At 63.9% G+C, this 13,279-nt stretch carries 13 protein-coding genes, 4 tRNA genes and 1 pseudogene; 9 read left to right on the plus strand and 9 right to left on the minus strand.

Annotated features, from left to right (window positions below; all coding sequences use genetic code 11):
* Positions 1 to 76 precede the first annotated feature (76 nt).
* The gene (locus A5695_RS06260) at positions 77 to 1,294 is read right to left on the minus strand and encodes a cytochrome P450 (RefSeq protein ID WP_068079264.1); all 1,218 of its coding nucleotides are present in this window, start codon (positions 1,292 to 1,294) and stop codon (positions 77 to 79) included.
* Positions 1,295 to 1,450: 156 nt separating this feature from the next.
* Here A5695_RS06260 and A5695_RS28925 point away from each other — a divergent pair, with 156 nt between their 5' ends.
* The 3 genes from A5695_RS28925 (at position 1,451) to A5695_RS06270 (ending at position 3,910) form a co-directional block, all read left to right on the plus strand.
* Entirely contained in the window at positions 1,451 to 1,609 is a 159-nt protein-coding gene (locus tag A5695_RS28925; RefSeq protein WP_197515375.1) for a hypothetical protein, read from the plus strand.
* Between the two features lie 476 nt (positions 1,610 to 2,085).
* On the plus strand, positions 2,086 to 2,907 hold the full coding sequence (locus A5695_RS06265; RefSeq protein WP_068079265.1) for an SDR family oxidoreductase: 822 nt from the start codon (positions 2,086 to 2,088) through the stop codon (positions 2,905 to 2,907).
* Positions 2,908 to 3,040: 133 nt separating this feature from the next.
* Entirely contained in the window at positions 3,041 to 3,910 is an 870-nt protein-coding gene (locus tag A5695_RS06270) for a helix-turn-helix transcriptional regulator (protein WP_369830159.1), read from the plus strand.
* A 1,216-nt stretch (positions 3,911 to 5,126) separates the two neighbouring features.
* Here the strand turns inward: A5695_RS06270 and A5695_RS06285 are convergent.
* Both A5695_RS06285 and A5695_RS06290 read right to left on the minus strand, forming a co-directional pair.
* Positions 5,127 to 5,618: a hypothetical protein gene (locus tag A5695_RS06285; protein ID WP_231974735.1), complete on the minus strand. Its 492-nt coding sequence runs from the start codon at positions 5,616 to 5,618 to the stop codon at positions 5,127 to 5,129.
* Between the two features lie 63 nt (positions 5,619 to 5,681).
* Positions 5,682 to 7,148 (minus strand): hypothetical protein, encoded by a 1,467-nt coding sequence (locus tag A5695_RS06290; RefSeq protein WP_068079270.1) that lies wholly within the window; start codon positions 7,146 to 7,148, stop codon positions 5,682 to 5,684.
* A 139-nt stretch (positions 7,149 to 7,287) separates the two neighbouring features.
* On the opposite strand from A5695_RS06290, the gene A5695_RS06295 reads away from it, so the two are divergent.
* The 3 genes and pseudogenes from A5695_RS06295 to A5695_RS06305 all read left to right on the plus strand — a co-directional run bounded on the left by A5695_RS06295 (position 7,288) and on the right by A5695_RS06305 (position 8,330).
* On the plus strand, positions 7,288 to 7,506 hold the full coding sequence (locus A5695_RS06295; protein WP_068079271.1) for a hypothetical protein: 219 nt from the start codon (positions 7,288 to 7,290) through the stop codon (positions 7,504 to 7,506).
* A 46-nt stretch (positions 7,507 to 7,552) separates the two neighbouring features.
* Positions 7,553 to 7,975, plus strand: a pseudogene (locus A5695_RS06300) (tyrosine-type recombinase/integrase); the annotation flags it as partial.
* A 145-nt stretch (positions 7,976 to 8,120) separates the two neighbouring features.
* The gene (locus A5695_RS06305) at positions 8,121 to 8,330 is read left to right on the plus strand and encodes an AlpA family transcriptional regulator (RefSeq protein ID WP_068079273.1); all 210 of its coding nucleotides are present in this window, start codon (positions 8,121 to 8,123) and stop codon (positions 8,328 to 8,330) included.
* A gap of 456 nt (positions 8,331 to 8,786) precedes the next feature.
* On the opposite strand, the gene A5695_RS28325 is transcribed toward A5695_RS06305, so the two are convergent.
* Positions 8,787 to 9,299, minus strand: a complete 513-nt coding sequence (locus A5695_RS28325) for a hypothetical protein (protein ID WP_156749485.1) — start codon at positions 9,297 to 9,299, stop codon at positions 8,787 to 8,789.
* On the minus strand, positions 9,299 to 9,781 hold the full coding sequence (locus tag A5695_RS06315; RefSeq protein WP_068079275.1) for a hypothetical protein: 483 nt from the start codon (positions 9,779 to 9,781) through the stop codon (positions 9,299 to 9,301). Before A5695_RS06315 ends, A5695_RS28325 begins: the two co-directional genes overlap by 1 nt.
* Positions 9,782 to 10,519: 738 nt before the next feature.
* Here A5695_RS06315 and A5695_RS06320 point away from each other — a divergent pair.
* Positions 10,520 to 10,828, plus strand: a complete 309-nt coding sequence (locus A5695_RS06320) for a hypothetical protein (RefSeq protein WP_068079276.1) — start codon at positions 10,520 to 10,522, stop codon at positions 10,826 to 10,828.
* A 311-nt stretch (positions 10,829 to 11,139) separates the two neighbouring features.
* Here A5695_RS06320 and A5695_RS06325 read toward each other — a convergent pair whose 3' ends face one another.
* From A5695_RS06325 to A5695_RS06340, 4 genes are all read right to left on the minus strand, one after another.
* Positions 11,140 to 11,457, minus strand: coding sequence for a hypothetical protein (locus tag A5695_RS06325; protein WP_068079277.1), 318 nt, complete (start codon positions 11,455 to 11,457; stop codon positions 11,140 to 11,142).
* Positions 11,458 to 11,558: 101 nt separating this feature from the next.
* Positions 11,559 to 11,633, minus strand: a tRNA-Val gene (locus A5695_RS06330).
* A gap of 13 nt (positions 11,634 to 11,646) precedes the next feature.
* Positions 11,647 to 11,720: transfer RNA gene (locus tag A5695_RS06335), tRNA-Cys, on the minus strand.
* Between the two features lie 27 nt (positions 11,721 to 11,747).
* Positions 11,748 to 11,820: transfer RNA gene (locus A5695_RS06340), tRNA-Gly, on the minus strand.
* A 179-nt stretch (positions 11,821 to 11,999) separates the two neighbouring features.
* Between A5695_RS06340 and A5695_RS06345 the strand changes: the two genes are divergently transcribed.
* Both A5695_RS06345 and A5695_RS06350 read left to right on the plus strand, forming a co-directional pair.
* Positions 12,000 to 12,074 (plus strand) — tRNA-Val (locus A5695_RS06345).
* A 136-nt stretch (positions 12,075 to 12,210) separates the two neighbouring features.
* On the plus strand, positions 12,211 to 13,279 hold a 1,069-nt coding region (locus A5695_RS06350), incomplete at its 3' end, for a serine/threonine-protein kinase (RefSeq protein WP_156749487.1).

Raw genomic sequence — 13,279 nt, forward strand, 5'->3', positions numbered from 1 at the left:
GGTCTCAATCACGGGGACACGCCAACGCGCACGGCCTCCTGTTTCAGCTACCGGAGCTCAACGACAGCTCACTCAACTAATGCGCGGCCCCGCGTCTGATGTGCATCGATTCCACCGAATAGATGATCTGGCCACGCTTGATAATCGGTGGTTTGCTAGGCACGAGGCTGTAATTCGGCATGCGCCTATGGATTTCCTCCAGTGCCACGGTGAGCTCCATCCGCGCCAGGTGTGAGCCCACGCACCGGTGTGGGCCCATTCCGAAAGCCATGTGCCGGTTGGGGAGGCGATGCAAGTCGATCGTGTCGGCGTCGGGAAAGGTATCCGGGTCGCGGCTGGCAGACCCGAGGGCGAGCATGAGCCGGTCGCCGGGCTTGAAGGTGATGCCCTTGTACTCCACCTCGCGAGTGGCCGTGCGAGACGGCGCCGTCGGGCTGCGCCAGCGGAGGAGTTCTTCGACGGCGGCGGCCTCGAGCTTGGGGCTGGAGGCGATCTGATGGCGCAGCTCGTCGTTTTGGGCGAGGTCGGACATGGTGATGGCGATCATGCTCGGCGTGGTGTGGGTGCCCCCGAGAATGAGGTCGAACAGGATGTCGACGATCTCGTCGTCAGACAGCGGTCGCTCCCCGTTGTATACGGCACGGCACAGGTCGCCGGTGATGCCTTCAAGGTCGGGGTTAGCTCGATGCTCTGCGACCCGTTCACCGAGGTAGCCGTAAAACCCCGCCGCTGCCTTCATCCGAGATTGCAGAACCTCGGCGTCCGAACTTCCGCCGAACAGAAAGTCGTCGGTGAAGCCATGGACCATGCCGGCATCGCTCATCGGCCAGCCCATGAGGTCCATGAACACCTGACTCTGCATGGGCAAGGCGAACTGCGACATCACCTCGAATTCGTCGGAGCCGTCGAGTGAATCGAGGAGACTCCTGACGATCTTGCGCACCTCCGGCTCAAGGCTTTTGGCTTGGCTGGGTGAGAAGAGCGGCTGCAGGATCTGCCGGTAGTGAGTATGCGCCGGAGGATCGGACTCCTGCGGTATCACGGGTCGCTGTTGTTGACCCTCTATCGCGGGAATCGTCGCTGGGTGATTAGAGAACAGGTTGGGGTTCTTCATCACCCATTCGACGTCGTCGTACTTGGTCAGCACCCAGTGGCCACCGTGGTGCGAGGTGTACGCGATGGGGTGTGTGCCGCGCATCGCGGCGTACTCCTCTTCGATGGCCGCGGGCTGCGGATACGCCAGAAGGTCGAAATCGACGATGAGCTCGGCAGGAACGTGGTCACTCTTGGGCATCTGGACGTCTCATTTCCGAGTTGGGGCTAAGCGCAATTTCTTGTTGTCCGGTTCGGCCCGGTATTTCGCCGGCTTGATTCTTCGTCGTTGACCCACCGACGAACCGATGCGACGGGATGAATCCGTCGTGCGGAAAACGTGCGGCCACGTCGCGACATGGCCAAGCGTGACGACCCGCTGCGCGCCGGCGGAGACCAGCGCGTCGCGGAGTTGGGCCTTCCGACCGGCCGGATAGACACCGACGGTCTGCGTAGCCGCGCTCGCCAAGCTCACAGCCTCGGCAGGTTCGTCGCCGGCCCGACGCTGTTGTTCTGATCAATACAATTTGTGGCCATACATTAGGCACATTAGATGTCGATCGAAACTGTGTCTAGACTCACTTCTCGGCCTTAGCTGAATATGCGGCAAAGCTTTTCGCGACTTATCCGTGCGCTTGTCCCCGGCACTATCGCCGCTCTCGGGCTAACAAGCAGGCCGGTCGTGACTACCGGGTGTAACAGCAGGCGCCACGAGTTCGTCGACGTAGCCGTCCGTCAGCAGCCGGTTGCGTTCGCTCAGCCGAAGCTCACTCGGTCCATGGCGGGTCGAGCGACAGCTTAACTGCGCACTGTCGACCCAGACCACGCCGTCGACGCGTTGAAAGCATTCCCCGAACGCCCGCGCGTAGCGGGAATTGCGTGTCACCAAGCAGGCAGAGGTGGCTCCGGCAGTACCTGTATCGCCGGGGTCTCCCGGACGTCCAACGAGCCTGTCACTCTGGTTGAGCCGGCGCCTAGCTACGAGGAGAAGTAATGGATCAAGAACCAACGGCTGATATCCAATTCACCACTCACGCAGAACGTTTCGATCTGAGTGGGAAGTACGCCCTTGTCACTGGCGGCACCAGGGGCATCGGGCTGATGATCGCGCGAGGCCTGCTCCAGGCGGGCGCCCGCCTCGTCATCAGCTCACGCAACGCAGACGCGTGCGCGGAGGCGCGGCGCCTACTGTCCGAATTCGGTGACGTTCAAGCAATTCCCGCCGACCTGTCCAGGCACGACGAATGCCGGCGCCTCGCCGACCTTGTCATCACCGACGCGGAACGCCTGGACATCCTCGTCAACAACGCGGGAGCGATGTGGCGCCAACCGCTCGCGACGTTCCCGGACGAGGCCTGGGACACCGTGATCGACCTCAACCTCAAGTCACCGTTCTGGCTGGCGCAGGCCCTGCTGCCCGCACTTTGCAAGGCGGGCACCGCCGATGATCCCGCTCGGATCATCAACATCGGCAGTATCGCCGCCATCCACGTCGCCCAGTCGCCCAACTACTCGTACGCCAGCAGCAAAGCGGCACTCCATCAACTCACCAGGGTGCTCGCCAGGGAGCTGGGCCCACAGCACATCACGGTGAACGCGGTAGCACCGGGAGTGTTCCCATCACAGATGATGGCGTCCACGCTCGATGCCATCGGCGACACGATCGTGGCGGCGGCACCGCTGCGCCGGCTCGGCCGCGACGACGACATGGCGGGTATCGCCGTGTTTCTCGCCAGCCGGGCCGGGTCCTACCTCACGGGCGCCATCATCCCGGTAGACGGCGGCATCGCGACGACCGCGACGGGTACGCCCTAGGCGTCGGCGCGCGGCCTCGGCAGTCGTCGACGCTCCCTCCGGGACACGGCGAGGAGGGGCAATGGAGTCGTCGGGGTACCAGCAGTGCCTCCCTTTGCCTGCGCGGCGCGCCTACGGTGAAGGGATGCCCAAGATGGATCCACGCACCGAGATCCGGGAGTTTCTCCACTCGCGTCGCGCCCGCATCGCACCCGAGCAGGCGGGCCTGCCCGCCTACGGCGGCAACCGTCGGGTCAAAGGTCTGCGTCGGGAAGAGGTAGCGCTGCTGGCGGGGGTATCGGTCGACTACTACGTGCGCATGGAGCGCGGCAGCCTCGGTGGCGCCTCCGACGGCGTGCTCGACGCGTTGGCCTCTGCCCTGCAACTCGACGAGGCCGAGCGCGACCACCTGTTCCACCTCGCACGCCAATCCGGTGGGCTCAGCCGCCCACGTCGGCACAAGCCGGCCGTGACGGTGCGCTCGACACTGCAGCAGGTGATCGGCGCCATCTCCGATGCGCCGGCCTGTATCCATAACAGCCGTTATGACGTGCTCGCCATGAATCAACTTGCCCGCGCGCTGTATTCACCGGTGCTGGTCGACCCGCGACGGCCCGCGAACACGGCGCGGTTCGTCTATCTGCACCCCGAGGCGGCCCGAGAATTTTTTGTCGACTACGACCAAATCGTCAGGGACGCGGCCGCGAAGCTACGCATGGAAGCCGGCCGCAATCCGCACGACGAGGAGCTGATCGCCCTAGTCGGCGAATTGTCAACGTGCAGTGGGCGATTTCGGCAACGGTGGGCATCTCAGGATGTGCGGCTGCACCGGTCCGGACGCAAGCGGTTGCACCATCCGATCGTGGGCCAGCTCGACTTGGACGTCGAGTCGATGGAGCTGACCGCCGAACCCGGGCTGCATCTCACCGTCTACACCGCACCCGCGGGCACGCCGACCGCTGACAATTTAGCGCTCCTGGCGTCGTGGGCGGCCAGCCAACAGACGGTGGCGACCGAACTCTAAGCACCCGAAATCGCTACTCCCACGGCGAGGCAGCGAAAGCGTCGACGTGCCGGAAGCTCGGGTGATTTCACATGCAGGCCCGGCGGTGCACGGAGTTCTTCGAGTACGCATATCCTGAGCACTTCGAGCGGATGTGTAAGCCACAGAAGCGGATTCAAGCGGTATTTCGTGACTCTGTTACAGGGCTGCTCGCCGCGCGGGCGGTGCACCTGAACGGTTACTCAGCGGGGTATTCCCAAATGTTCGTATGGTTCAACTCGTGGTGATGTACACACACCATCGTCTTGCCCTGCCCATCCGTCGTAGGAGGTGCCCCCAACGGACACTGATCCCCCGGCGCGGGCGATAACGGCGCCAAGACCAACGCCGCAGCAATAAATGCGGATATCATCGTCGCGCTCCTTTCGCTGGCCGCTGCTCATAGCACGATGTCAACACCAGCAGCGTTCAACGAACATGTTTGCCGTGGTCGCGGCGGCACCTGAGTCTTGTTTAACCCGTGCCCGTGAACACTCGGCCTGGCCCTCACCAGGCATGGCCGTCCCTGACGATCTGGGGAAGCTAGTCTGCGTCGAAAAGGGGAAAGTCGTTGAAGCGACGCCCGCACGGACGAACGTTGCCATCTTCGACAAGGCGCAGGTAGAGCAAGTACTTAGCCTTGATATTGCGATAATCCGATGCCGACACCCCGTATCGGTCTGACGGAAGGAAAGAGTCTAGTGGTGGGAGGATAGCTAGGCCATCCCATGCAATCAGGCCTTCGCCAGCTTTACTCATGCCACTGGCAAAGGGAGAAACGAGTTCGCGGACTGCAGCGCAGTGAAAACTCAAGTCGGGATTTCTGCCGAGAGGTTGTTAGTGAGAGGCGAGTGCCCGGCCCTCGTCTTGGCAGCCGGCGATGAAGTCTGCCGGCGAGTCGACCCGTGGCATAACCCCGCTCTTAGTCACGTTGCCCAGCTCTTCTTGACAATAGGCCTGCCAATCCGTCGTGGCAGGAAACACCACGTGATGCTGATTGACCTGTATGTCAATGGCTTGCTTGCCCTGAAGGTACGACGGGGATCCTGGGTCGCTTGAGGCAATGGGCGCCGCGACCAAACCCACAGCACAGACAACCGCGCCCAAAAGCCAAAACCATCCCCTGTTACTCCCCATGGGAAATCACTTTACGCAAGTTCGCTATGCGCCACCTGTGCATTGGCTGCATCGCATCCATTCAGAAGGTCCACGAGCCCGAAGGCTGCAGCACGAACCCGCGATTGAGCCCGGGGTCGATGCACGCGGTCAACCGGTCGGCTCCCACCAGGCAGGTGGTGTTTGCGGCGGTGAGCTTCTGGCCGACGTTCAGCACCGGCGCCGTGATCGCCGGGCACCCGCCATCGTGGAAGCCGTAGGGGCCGAGGTCCGTCGGTTTCGTGCTCGCGACACCGACTTGTTGGCAGCCGTCTCGCCCCGGGGGAGCCCCGTCGGGCAGGCCGGGAATCGGCCCGTCGCACACCGCGCTGACATGATCGTCTGGCCCGTTGGCTAGCGAAGCCCACCCGCACTGCAGCCCGTCGGGGGTGGAGAAGAAGACTCCGCCACCGCCGCGGCCGAACTGCATTGTGTACGGGGCGGGGTCGACCGCTTGGAAGGCGTTGAGGTCGGGGAATTTCGGTGGTGTCGCTGTAGCCACGCCGGGGGTTGCGCGGGAACACCCGATTGCCATTACCGTTAAGGCTGCGCCGACGACGGCTGTTGTCATCCTCCCTAACACGCTGTGCCGCCTTTCTTAGTGTTGGACATTGAATGTCGTGGTCCAGGTGTTGGGGTCGTAGGCGGCGCCCGTCCATGTGCTGAGTCGCAGATTAATTGTCTCGAGCCCAGTTTGGGGGTTCAGCGATGTGCCGGTGATGGTCGGTCCGTACACCGATGGCATCCGGCCTTGGTCCATGATCGTGACCGGCGCCGCGCTCATCAAGCCCTGCGGTGTGGCAGCAGAAATCGCTTGTACTGGACCATCTTTCGTCGCTCCGACAAGCATGAACCCACCCCCCTGCAGCTTAATCACCTGGCTTTCGCGGTCACCTGGGAGGTTGACATTGCCCACGCGTTGCAAATTATTGATCCAGCCATTGGGGTTGCGGGGGTCGATCGGCCCCGACACCCACATCCCGCGCTGGAGGTCGCCTTCCCGGTTGCTCGTGTTCCCGATGACGACCATCTGGTTCGTGGCAGGGTCGTACACCCCCGAGGCTTGGTAGATGCCGGGCAGGTCGCCGACTTTGACGGGGTGGTTGGGGTCGCTGTAATCCCACACGTCTCCGTTGGTCGCGAATTGGTTGTAGCCGGGAATGTGGGTGCCGTCGGGGTGGGAGAAGAACGCGTAGCGGTGGCCGTCAGGTCCGATCGCGGTCCCTGTTGGCAACGGCCGGGATCCGGGCGGACCTTGTGCCAGCTCCGAGGCGGGGCTGCGGGGGAAGCCGTCTCGCGGGTCGCCGCCGAACGTGGGTCCTTGGCCATCGGAGAATTGGTCCTGTAGGTCGTATGTGTTCTGCTCGTGTCGAGGGTCGCCTGCGGGACCGGTGATTCTGGGGTCGCTGGGAGGAGGGCCTTGCCCGTCCCCGAAGCCGGCCGGCTTGAACTCGCTCACCGCCTGGGCGTCCTGCGGGGTTAGGTTGCCGTTGGCCTGGGCCTGATGCAGCGACCTCGTGTAAACGTCGCGGATAGAATTCATCTGCTTCAAGGCGTCGCGCGTGTCGTCGTCCGCGTCCGCGTGCGCGTCTCGGATCAACGCCTCCAGCTGAGCCCGACTTTTCGCGTCGAGTGGCTCCTGCAGATCCTTTTTCGCCGCAGTTATGAGCTTGTCCAGAAGCCGTAGCTGCCGCTCCAGTAAGGCGATCTCCGCGGCGCCCTCCTTCTGCGCCGCAGCCAGCACTCCCGCGATGTTCTCCAAGTCGTCGCCTATCTTTGGCAACTGCTCCGTCTGCAGCCCAAGCGATTTGGTGAGTCGCTCAACCTCAGCGGAGCCATTGATCGGGTGGTCGCCGTCCTGGTGATTCCACGCCGCATCGAACCGCTTGCGGGCTTGCTCGAATGAGTGCTCGGCCTCCGCGGAGCATCGGCCCGCGGCGTGGAATGCCTCCGCGAGCTGAGAAATCTGAAACGGGCTGCCCGCTTGCAAGCTCTGATTGACCGCCCACGGATCACCACCTGCGGCGCCGACAAGCTCCCCAAAGCTCAGATTCTCAAACTGCATCGCACCATGAAACGGCTCGCGGCCAACACCGACGAAATCGCCACACCCTTCATACGCCGGTGTAGCACCGTGAGCGAGTAGCAGTCAACCAGCAGATCGCGGCCACCAAGCAAGGCATAGTGCGCTCGAAACGGTCGCGTTGCGCTACGGCGGCGCAACCCTGTACCCGACCCCCACCGCCAGCGCCGACCTGCTCACCGTGTTCTGGCCCGGCGGCTTCCGCGCCTTCGCCACCCCACTGGCGTCCGGGGTGGTCGCCGACCCCAAGACCGGCGGCCAAACCTTCGGCCAATGGCAGATATTCGGCATCGGCCAGTCCCTCGTCGGGGCCGCGGCCTCGGTGTCGCTCGGGTCCTAAACCGCGGTGCCCGGACAGCCCCGCACCGACCGCTCAGCCCCACCACCGGGCTGTCGTGCGCGTCGAGGGCGAGTTCCGAATCGGGACACCGAAATCTGAAGCCGGGCAACGTAATGTTCACATTCCGTCGCACATTTCACCTATGGTCAAGAACCACATCATTGACCGCGTCGCGCCGGGCAAGGAGGCGTTGTTGTTCCCGGCGGCCACGGGGGAGAACCGGCACCTGGCGACCGCAACGCTGCACAGGCACTTCAAGAAGGCCGCAGCCGCCGCCGGTCAACCAGACCTCCGTTTCCATGACACGCGCCACGCTGGCGCGACGCTGGCCGCGCAGTCCGGCGCGACGCTCGCGGAGCTGATGGGCCGCCTTGGGCACTCGACCCCGGCTGCCGCGATGAGGTACCAGCACGCCGCCGCTGACCGTGACCGGGCGCTCGCGGCGGCGCTGTCGAAGCTCGCGCAGAACGGCGGCAAGCTGCACCAAGCGGAAGGTGCAGACCCTTTAGGTAGCGTCACGGAGAACGAGCCGGAACCTAGTCCGGCCCCTCCTGAATAGCCGCGAGCCGTCAGCTCGGCAGGCACTCCCACTATCGAGGTTTCAGGAGCCCGCTGTGCCCAAGAAGTCCACCGCGCCCAAGACGACCGACCGATTCATCACCATCGCTGAGGCCGCAAGCTATCTCGGCGTGACCGACCGCACAGTGCGAAATATGTTGTACGACCACAGACTTCGCGCGCACAAGCTTGGCGCGCGTATCGTTCGCCTTCGGCTATCCGAGGTCGACGCCGCTCTAGAGCCGTACGGCGAGGCCGTGCGATGACCACGCCAGATGCCTTGTCGGTGCCGCCGTGGCCACCGCAGACATGGCGGTCTCGCCGGGCGTCGCGAATGCGCCCCCAGGGCAGAGCTGCACTCGGGCAGGCCGGGGGCGGTCAACGTTTCGACCAGAACGGTAAGGCCCGGTACGCCGCCGTTAGCCCTCGTGGCAGACCTGTTTAGTAAGCTGCCAACTCGACGGCCTGAACGCGGAATGCGCGCCGTCGAACCGAATCTCCGCATACACCGGATTCTCCGCACTCTCCGCAATCACCTCGGGTCACAAGGTCGCAAAGGCTTTGTGACCTTCCTTGTCTTGGAAGGACGTTCACTATGACCGCAGCAATATCACGCCCGACGACGACGTGGTGATGTAGCAACCCGCTCACATACCAAGGAAGGCCCGCAGGCGATGACGACTCGCCTGCGGGGCTTCCTTCGTTCAGCGGCGAGCCGTTAGTCAATACCTGAAGCTGCTGAAGTAACTCAGCGCGTAACCAACCCCCATGACGAACGCACCACCCGCCGCATAGCGCAGGTCGACCGCCTGCAGCTCGTTAAGTCGGGCACCGAAGCGCTGAACCTCGGCTTTGGCGTCGGCGAGCGCCTGCGCGGCCACCGTGTTGGCGTGCTTCTTGGCCTCCTCGATTGCCTTGTCGATTCTGTTGATAGCGGCATTGATTGGGCCGAACATGGCGCGCAGCTCCCGAAGGTAACCCTGCACCTGGGCGAGCTTCTCGTCTGTCGTTGCGTTTTCGTCCAGCGTGAACGCGATATGCACATCGCCCGACATGCTCACACCGATGCCCCCGAGGGAAGCGTCGATGGTTATGTTTTGCGGTTTGCGGCGAATACGTGCCCACCACTGGCGCAACCGGGCGGGTAGCGCCGTGGCGCGCCCGTAGGCGTAAAGAAGACCAATCCCGGTGACGACAGTGCCGACGAGCTGAACTGTTGTCGACAGCCAATGCATCAGTGCGATTTCTGGCCGGGTGTCGCGCCGCCATCGGGTGCTGGTGACTGCGGAGCAGTCGTCACATTGATGTTGACCGGAGCATTCGTCACGTTGACATTGACCGTGACTTGTTGGGTTTGCCCTGGCGGCGGCGGGTTATGTAATGCGTTGGACAACTGCGTCATCCACACGATGATGGCGGTTAGCAGGTTGATGTACGCGGCAATAGCGTCGGGGCTTTGCAACGACCGAATGTGTTGGGCAACCTTCGGCGCGGTCTGCTCAATCGCTTCCGCCAGCTTTTCTGGCGATTCGTAATCCTCGCTGTTTTGCAGCACGTAGAGCACCGCGTCGAGCAGAGCATCGACTTCTTGTGAGTCGGCGGTATGCCCGGCCTCGAACTTGTCGATGAGCTGGTCGAACAACGCGGACATGATTGTCTCTGTCTCCGCAGCCGGCAATGCGGCTGAGACGGAGATTTCGTTGTCCGGTGCGCTCACTATCCACCTCTCGTTAGCGGACTGTGCTTCAAGTCAACGGTAGACGCCGCGCCGCAAGAAATAGAGGCAAGTTGTCGGTGTCGTGGGTGACGATGATGCCATGACAACACCGAATCAGTCCCAGGTGCGGCACGGCACTATCCGGTGGCCGAACGGAGGAAACCCGACCGCGAGATGGCTGGCAGCCGAGCGGGCGGCGTGGGAAGACGCGCAAGCGACAATCGCGGACGGGGAACGAGTCGTTGACCTGCGAATTGAGGGCGGACGGTCAGAACAAGGCAACGACAGCATCATGGTCTACTCGTACAGCTACCAGGTGCTTAAGCCAGGCGCGACCAGCTGGTCAGAGAGGCTGCGCTGAGTCAGGCCCCCGGTGGTAGGTAATGGCCTGCGGGTTTCCTCGCGTTTGTGTTGGTACTGACAGCGGCGAGTTGCGCGACGTACGCGGAACACAGACACTACGTTTGACCGTTGTGTTAGCAGTGCAGCCGCATCGAGCGCGGTGACCAGCGTTGCCGCGACCGAAGCACCAGAACAAGGAACTTGAGCAAGTCCTGCGCGAGGCGGAAGCGAAGGGCTGGCGCATCGAAAAGCGCCCGAACAGGTATTTCAAGATGAAATGTCCCTGTGACAAGGCGCACATAAAAACGGTTAAGCTGACCCCATCGAACCCATACTATGAGAAGCAGCTACGGGGACAGCTATCCCGCGCGACCTGCTGGGACGATTGAGAGGGGAGTGAAGATGTACGAGATTTTCCTGCAATTCACCCCTGGCGACAACGACCCCAACGACTACGACGGCTTCGAGGCGTTTCTCGACTCCGTTACGGACGAGTTGGCTCGCCTGGGGGTCGACGCCGACTACACGGCGTCCGCTGCCGACCTGACGGCAAGCTGGACGATTGATGTTCCGGACGCATCCGAGGCGTCCCTCATTAAGGCTTTGAACGTCCTGCAGGAGGCGCTAGTCGCAGCCGGGGCCGAGGTCGCACCGGAGGCCGGACGACACGAAGTCTTGGGAGCACGACACCTCGCAATGGCTTGAGCACGAGCAAAAGCCCCCTTCGCTGTGAGTGGCGAAGGGGCTTTTGCGTTGAGCGGCTGGGGCGTTGAGGGCTGCTTGAGACGGGCCGCCGTGGCTTGCCGGTGCTCATGTACCCGTTTCAGCGTCCAGTCGCACAGACGCCAGGTCTCGACCACGATGAACTTCACTAGATGTGCGGTCAATTCGATTGCGGCCACGGCCAGCCCCGCGATAGCAGGGCGTGTCCGAGTCCCCGGTGGCCGGGTCGGCGTGCGCGATGCCAGCCTCGAATGTGGCCGCCGTGAGGAGCACCAGGGCGATAACGGCGCGCTTCACAGCTCGTCCCGCCCGTTCATGTCGGCGGCCTCGTCAGCGGCGGCCATCAGCGCGCGGGCGAGTTCGCGGGCCTGGCCGATGGTCAGCTCGTCGTCCAGGCGCTCCACGAGGATGCCGCGCTCGGTGCTGCGGTCGGCGTGCTGTGTGCCGACGATGACCACCGTTGTGTCGTGCTCGCGTTCGGGCTGGCCGACGACCCAGGACGAACCCGTGAAACAGCGGTAGGCGCTGTCAGGGCCGCCAGGGTCGATGACCCATTCCTCGATACGGACGGCGTCGGCTGGTTGGGGAAAAGCGTTGGCAGTGAGGGGCATTTCTTCCTTCGGGTTGCTGACCCAAGGAAAACAGGGAGTTCACGAGGAGTTCACGACCTGCGCCGCTTGGCTCAAAAACTACCTTTGAACTGCTGTGGAGCTGGTGCGCGATACTGGGATTGAACCAGTGACCTCTTCCGTGTCAGGGAAGCGCTCTCCCGCTGAGCTAATCGCGCCGGGGTCCAAAGCTGGAGGTGGAGACGGGAATCGAACCCGTGTGCACGGCTTTGCAGGCCGTTGCCTCACCACTCGGCCACTCCACCGCTGGATTGATGCCACTTGCACCTTCGAGCGGATGACGGGATTCGAACCCGCGACCCTCACCTTGGCAAGGTGATGCGCTACCAACTGCGCTACATCCGCGCGCCTCGGGCGAGATCGTCGCCCGGTGCGAAGCACGACGATAGTCCACGTGAGCGGGCACATACAAATTTCTTGGTACGAGCCGCGTCCAGGCTAGCGCACACCTCGATCGGTGCACGCGGCCCATACTGGGGGAGCCGGTCCGTGCTAGTCTTCGACGTCGTTCGCCTCTCGGCGCCGGTCCCGTGGCTCAGTGGGAGAGCGTCCGCTTCACACGCGGAAGGTCGCTGGTTCGATCCCAGCCGGGACCACCACAAGTTCGCAGTTCAAGCGCCTCGGCGGTATTGCTTCAGGCGTAAATTTCCCGCCATCGCCCCAGGTCATTCCGCGATATGGTGTCACGACCAGTGCAAGGCGCACCGGCCTGACTCGCGAGGACAGTGACCGTCGATGGCCGACGTGGATGCAGAGGCGATCCAGCAGGATCTGATCGCCGGGGTCGCCGCGGAACTCGACTTCGAGGGTGTCGAGGAGATCGGGCGCGGTGGATTCGGGGTGGTCTACCGCTGTGCCCAGCCCGAACTGGACCGCATGGTGGCGGTCAAGGTGCTGACCAACGACCTTGACCCCGAGAACCTCGACCGGTTCCTGCGCGAACAGCGGGCGATGGGCCGGCTCTCGGGGCACCCGCACATCGTCACCGTCCTGCAGGTCGGCACCACCCGCGGTGGTCGGCCGTTCATCGTGATGCCCTACCACGCCAAGGGCTCGCTGTGGGGGCGGGTCAGCGGTCGGGGGCCCCTCGGCTGGCGCGAGACCCTGAGCATCGGCGTGAAGCTCGCCGGCGCGCTGGAAGCCGCGCACCGGGCCGGCATCCTGCACCGTGACGTCAAGCCGGGAAACGTCCTGCTGACCGACTACGGCGAACCGCAGCTGACCGACTTCGGCCTGGCCCGCGTCGCCGGCGGGTTCGAAACCCGCGCCGGGGTGGTCATCGGCTCACCGGCGTTCATCGCACCCGAACTCCTCGAAGGTGCAACGCCCACAACTGGTTCCGACGTCTACTCGCTGGGTGCCACGCTGTTTAGCGCGCTGACCGGCCGCCCGCCGATGGGCCGGTCGATTCCCGAAATGCTGAGCGAGAGGGGCGTGCCCGACGACGTCACCGCCGTCATCGAAACCGCGATGACCCGCGATCCCACCCGGCGCCCGAAGACCGCGCTCGAATACGGCGAGCAGCTCCGCGAGGCGCAACGCCGGCGCGGGCGGCGTCGGCGCGGTTTTCTCGTCGGACTTTGCGACGGTCGATCCCGCGCCGATGCCGTCGACCGGCACGATCATGCTGTCGACGGGGACCCCGCGCCGGCGTTGCGCCTCGCGGAGCTGCTCGCCGTATTCGAGCGCGGTCTTCGGGCGCCGGCGGCTGATCGTCCTGCACGCGCCGTCGGGATACGGCAAGACGACGCTGGTGGCCCAGTGGCGCGCCGAACTGACGGCCTCCGGCGTGACGGTGGCCTGG

Origin of the sequence: Mycobacterium sp. E1747 (assembly GCF_001667775.1) — a bacterium.
Taxonomy (GTDB): Bacteria; Actinomycetota; Actinomycetes; order Mycobacteriales; family Mycobacteriaceae; genus Mycobacterium.

Coding starts and splice junctions, on each gene's coding strand:
- A5695_RS28325 (WP_156749485.1), bottom strand. CDS start 9,299: ATGCATTGGCTGTCGACAACAGTTCAGCTCGTCGGCACTGTCGTCACC.
- A5695_RS06260 (WP_068079264.1), bottom strand. CDS start 1,294: ATGCCCAAGAGTGACCACGTTCCTGCCGAGCTCATCGTCGATTTCGAC.
- A5695_RS06325 (WP_068079277.1), bottom strand. CDS start 11,457: ATGCCCCTCACTGCCAACGCTTTTCCCCAACCAGCCGACGCCGTCCGT.
- A5695_RS06285 (WP_231974735.1), bottom strand. CDS start 5,618: ATGGCAATCGGGTGTTCCCGCGCAACCCCCGGCGTGGCTACAGCGACA.
- A5695_RS06290 (WP_068079270.1), bottom strand. CDS start 7,148: ATGCAGTTTGAGAATCTGAGCTTTGGGGAGCTTGTCGGCGCCGCAGGT.
- A5695_RS06265 (WP_068079265.1), top strand. CDS start 2,086: ATGGATCAAGAACCAACGGCTGATATCCAATTCACCACTCACGCAGAA.
- A5695_RS28925 (WP_197515375.1), top strand. CDS start 1,451: ATGGCCAAGCGTGACGACCCGCTGCGCGCCGGCGGAGACCAGCGCGTC.
- A5695_RS06270 (WP_369830159.1), top strand. CDS start 3,041: ATGGATCCACGCACCGAGATCCGGGAGTTTCTCCACTCGCGTCGCGCC.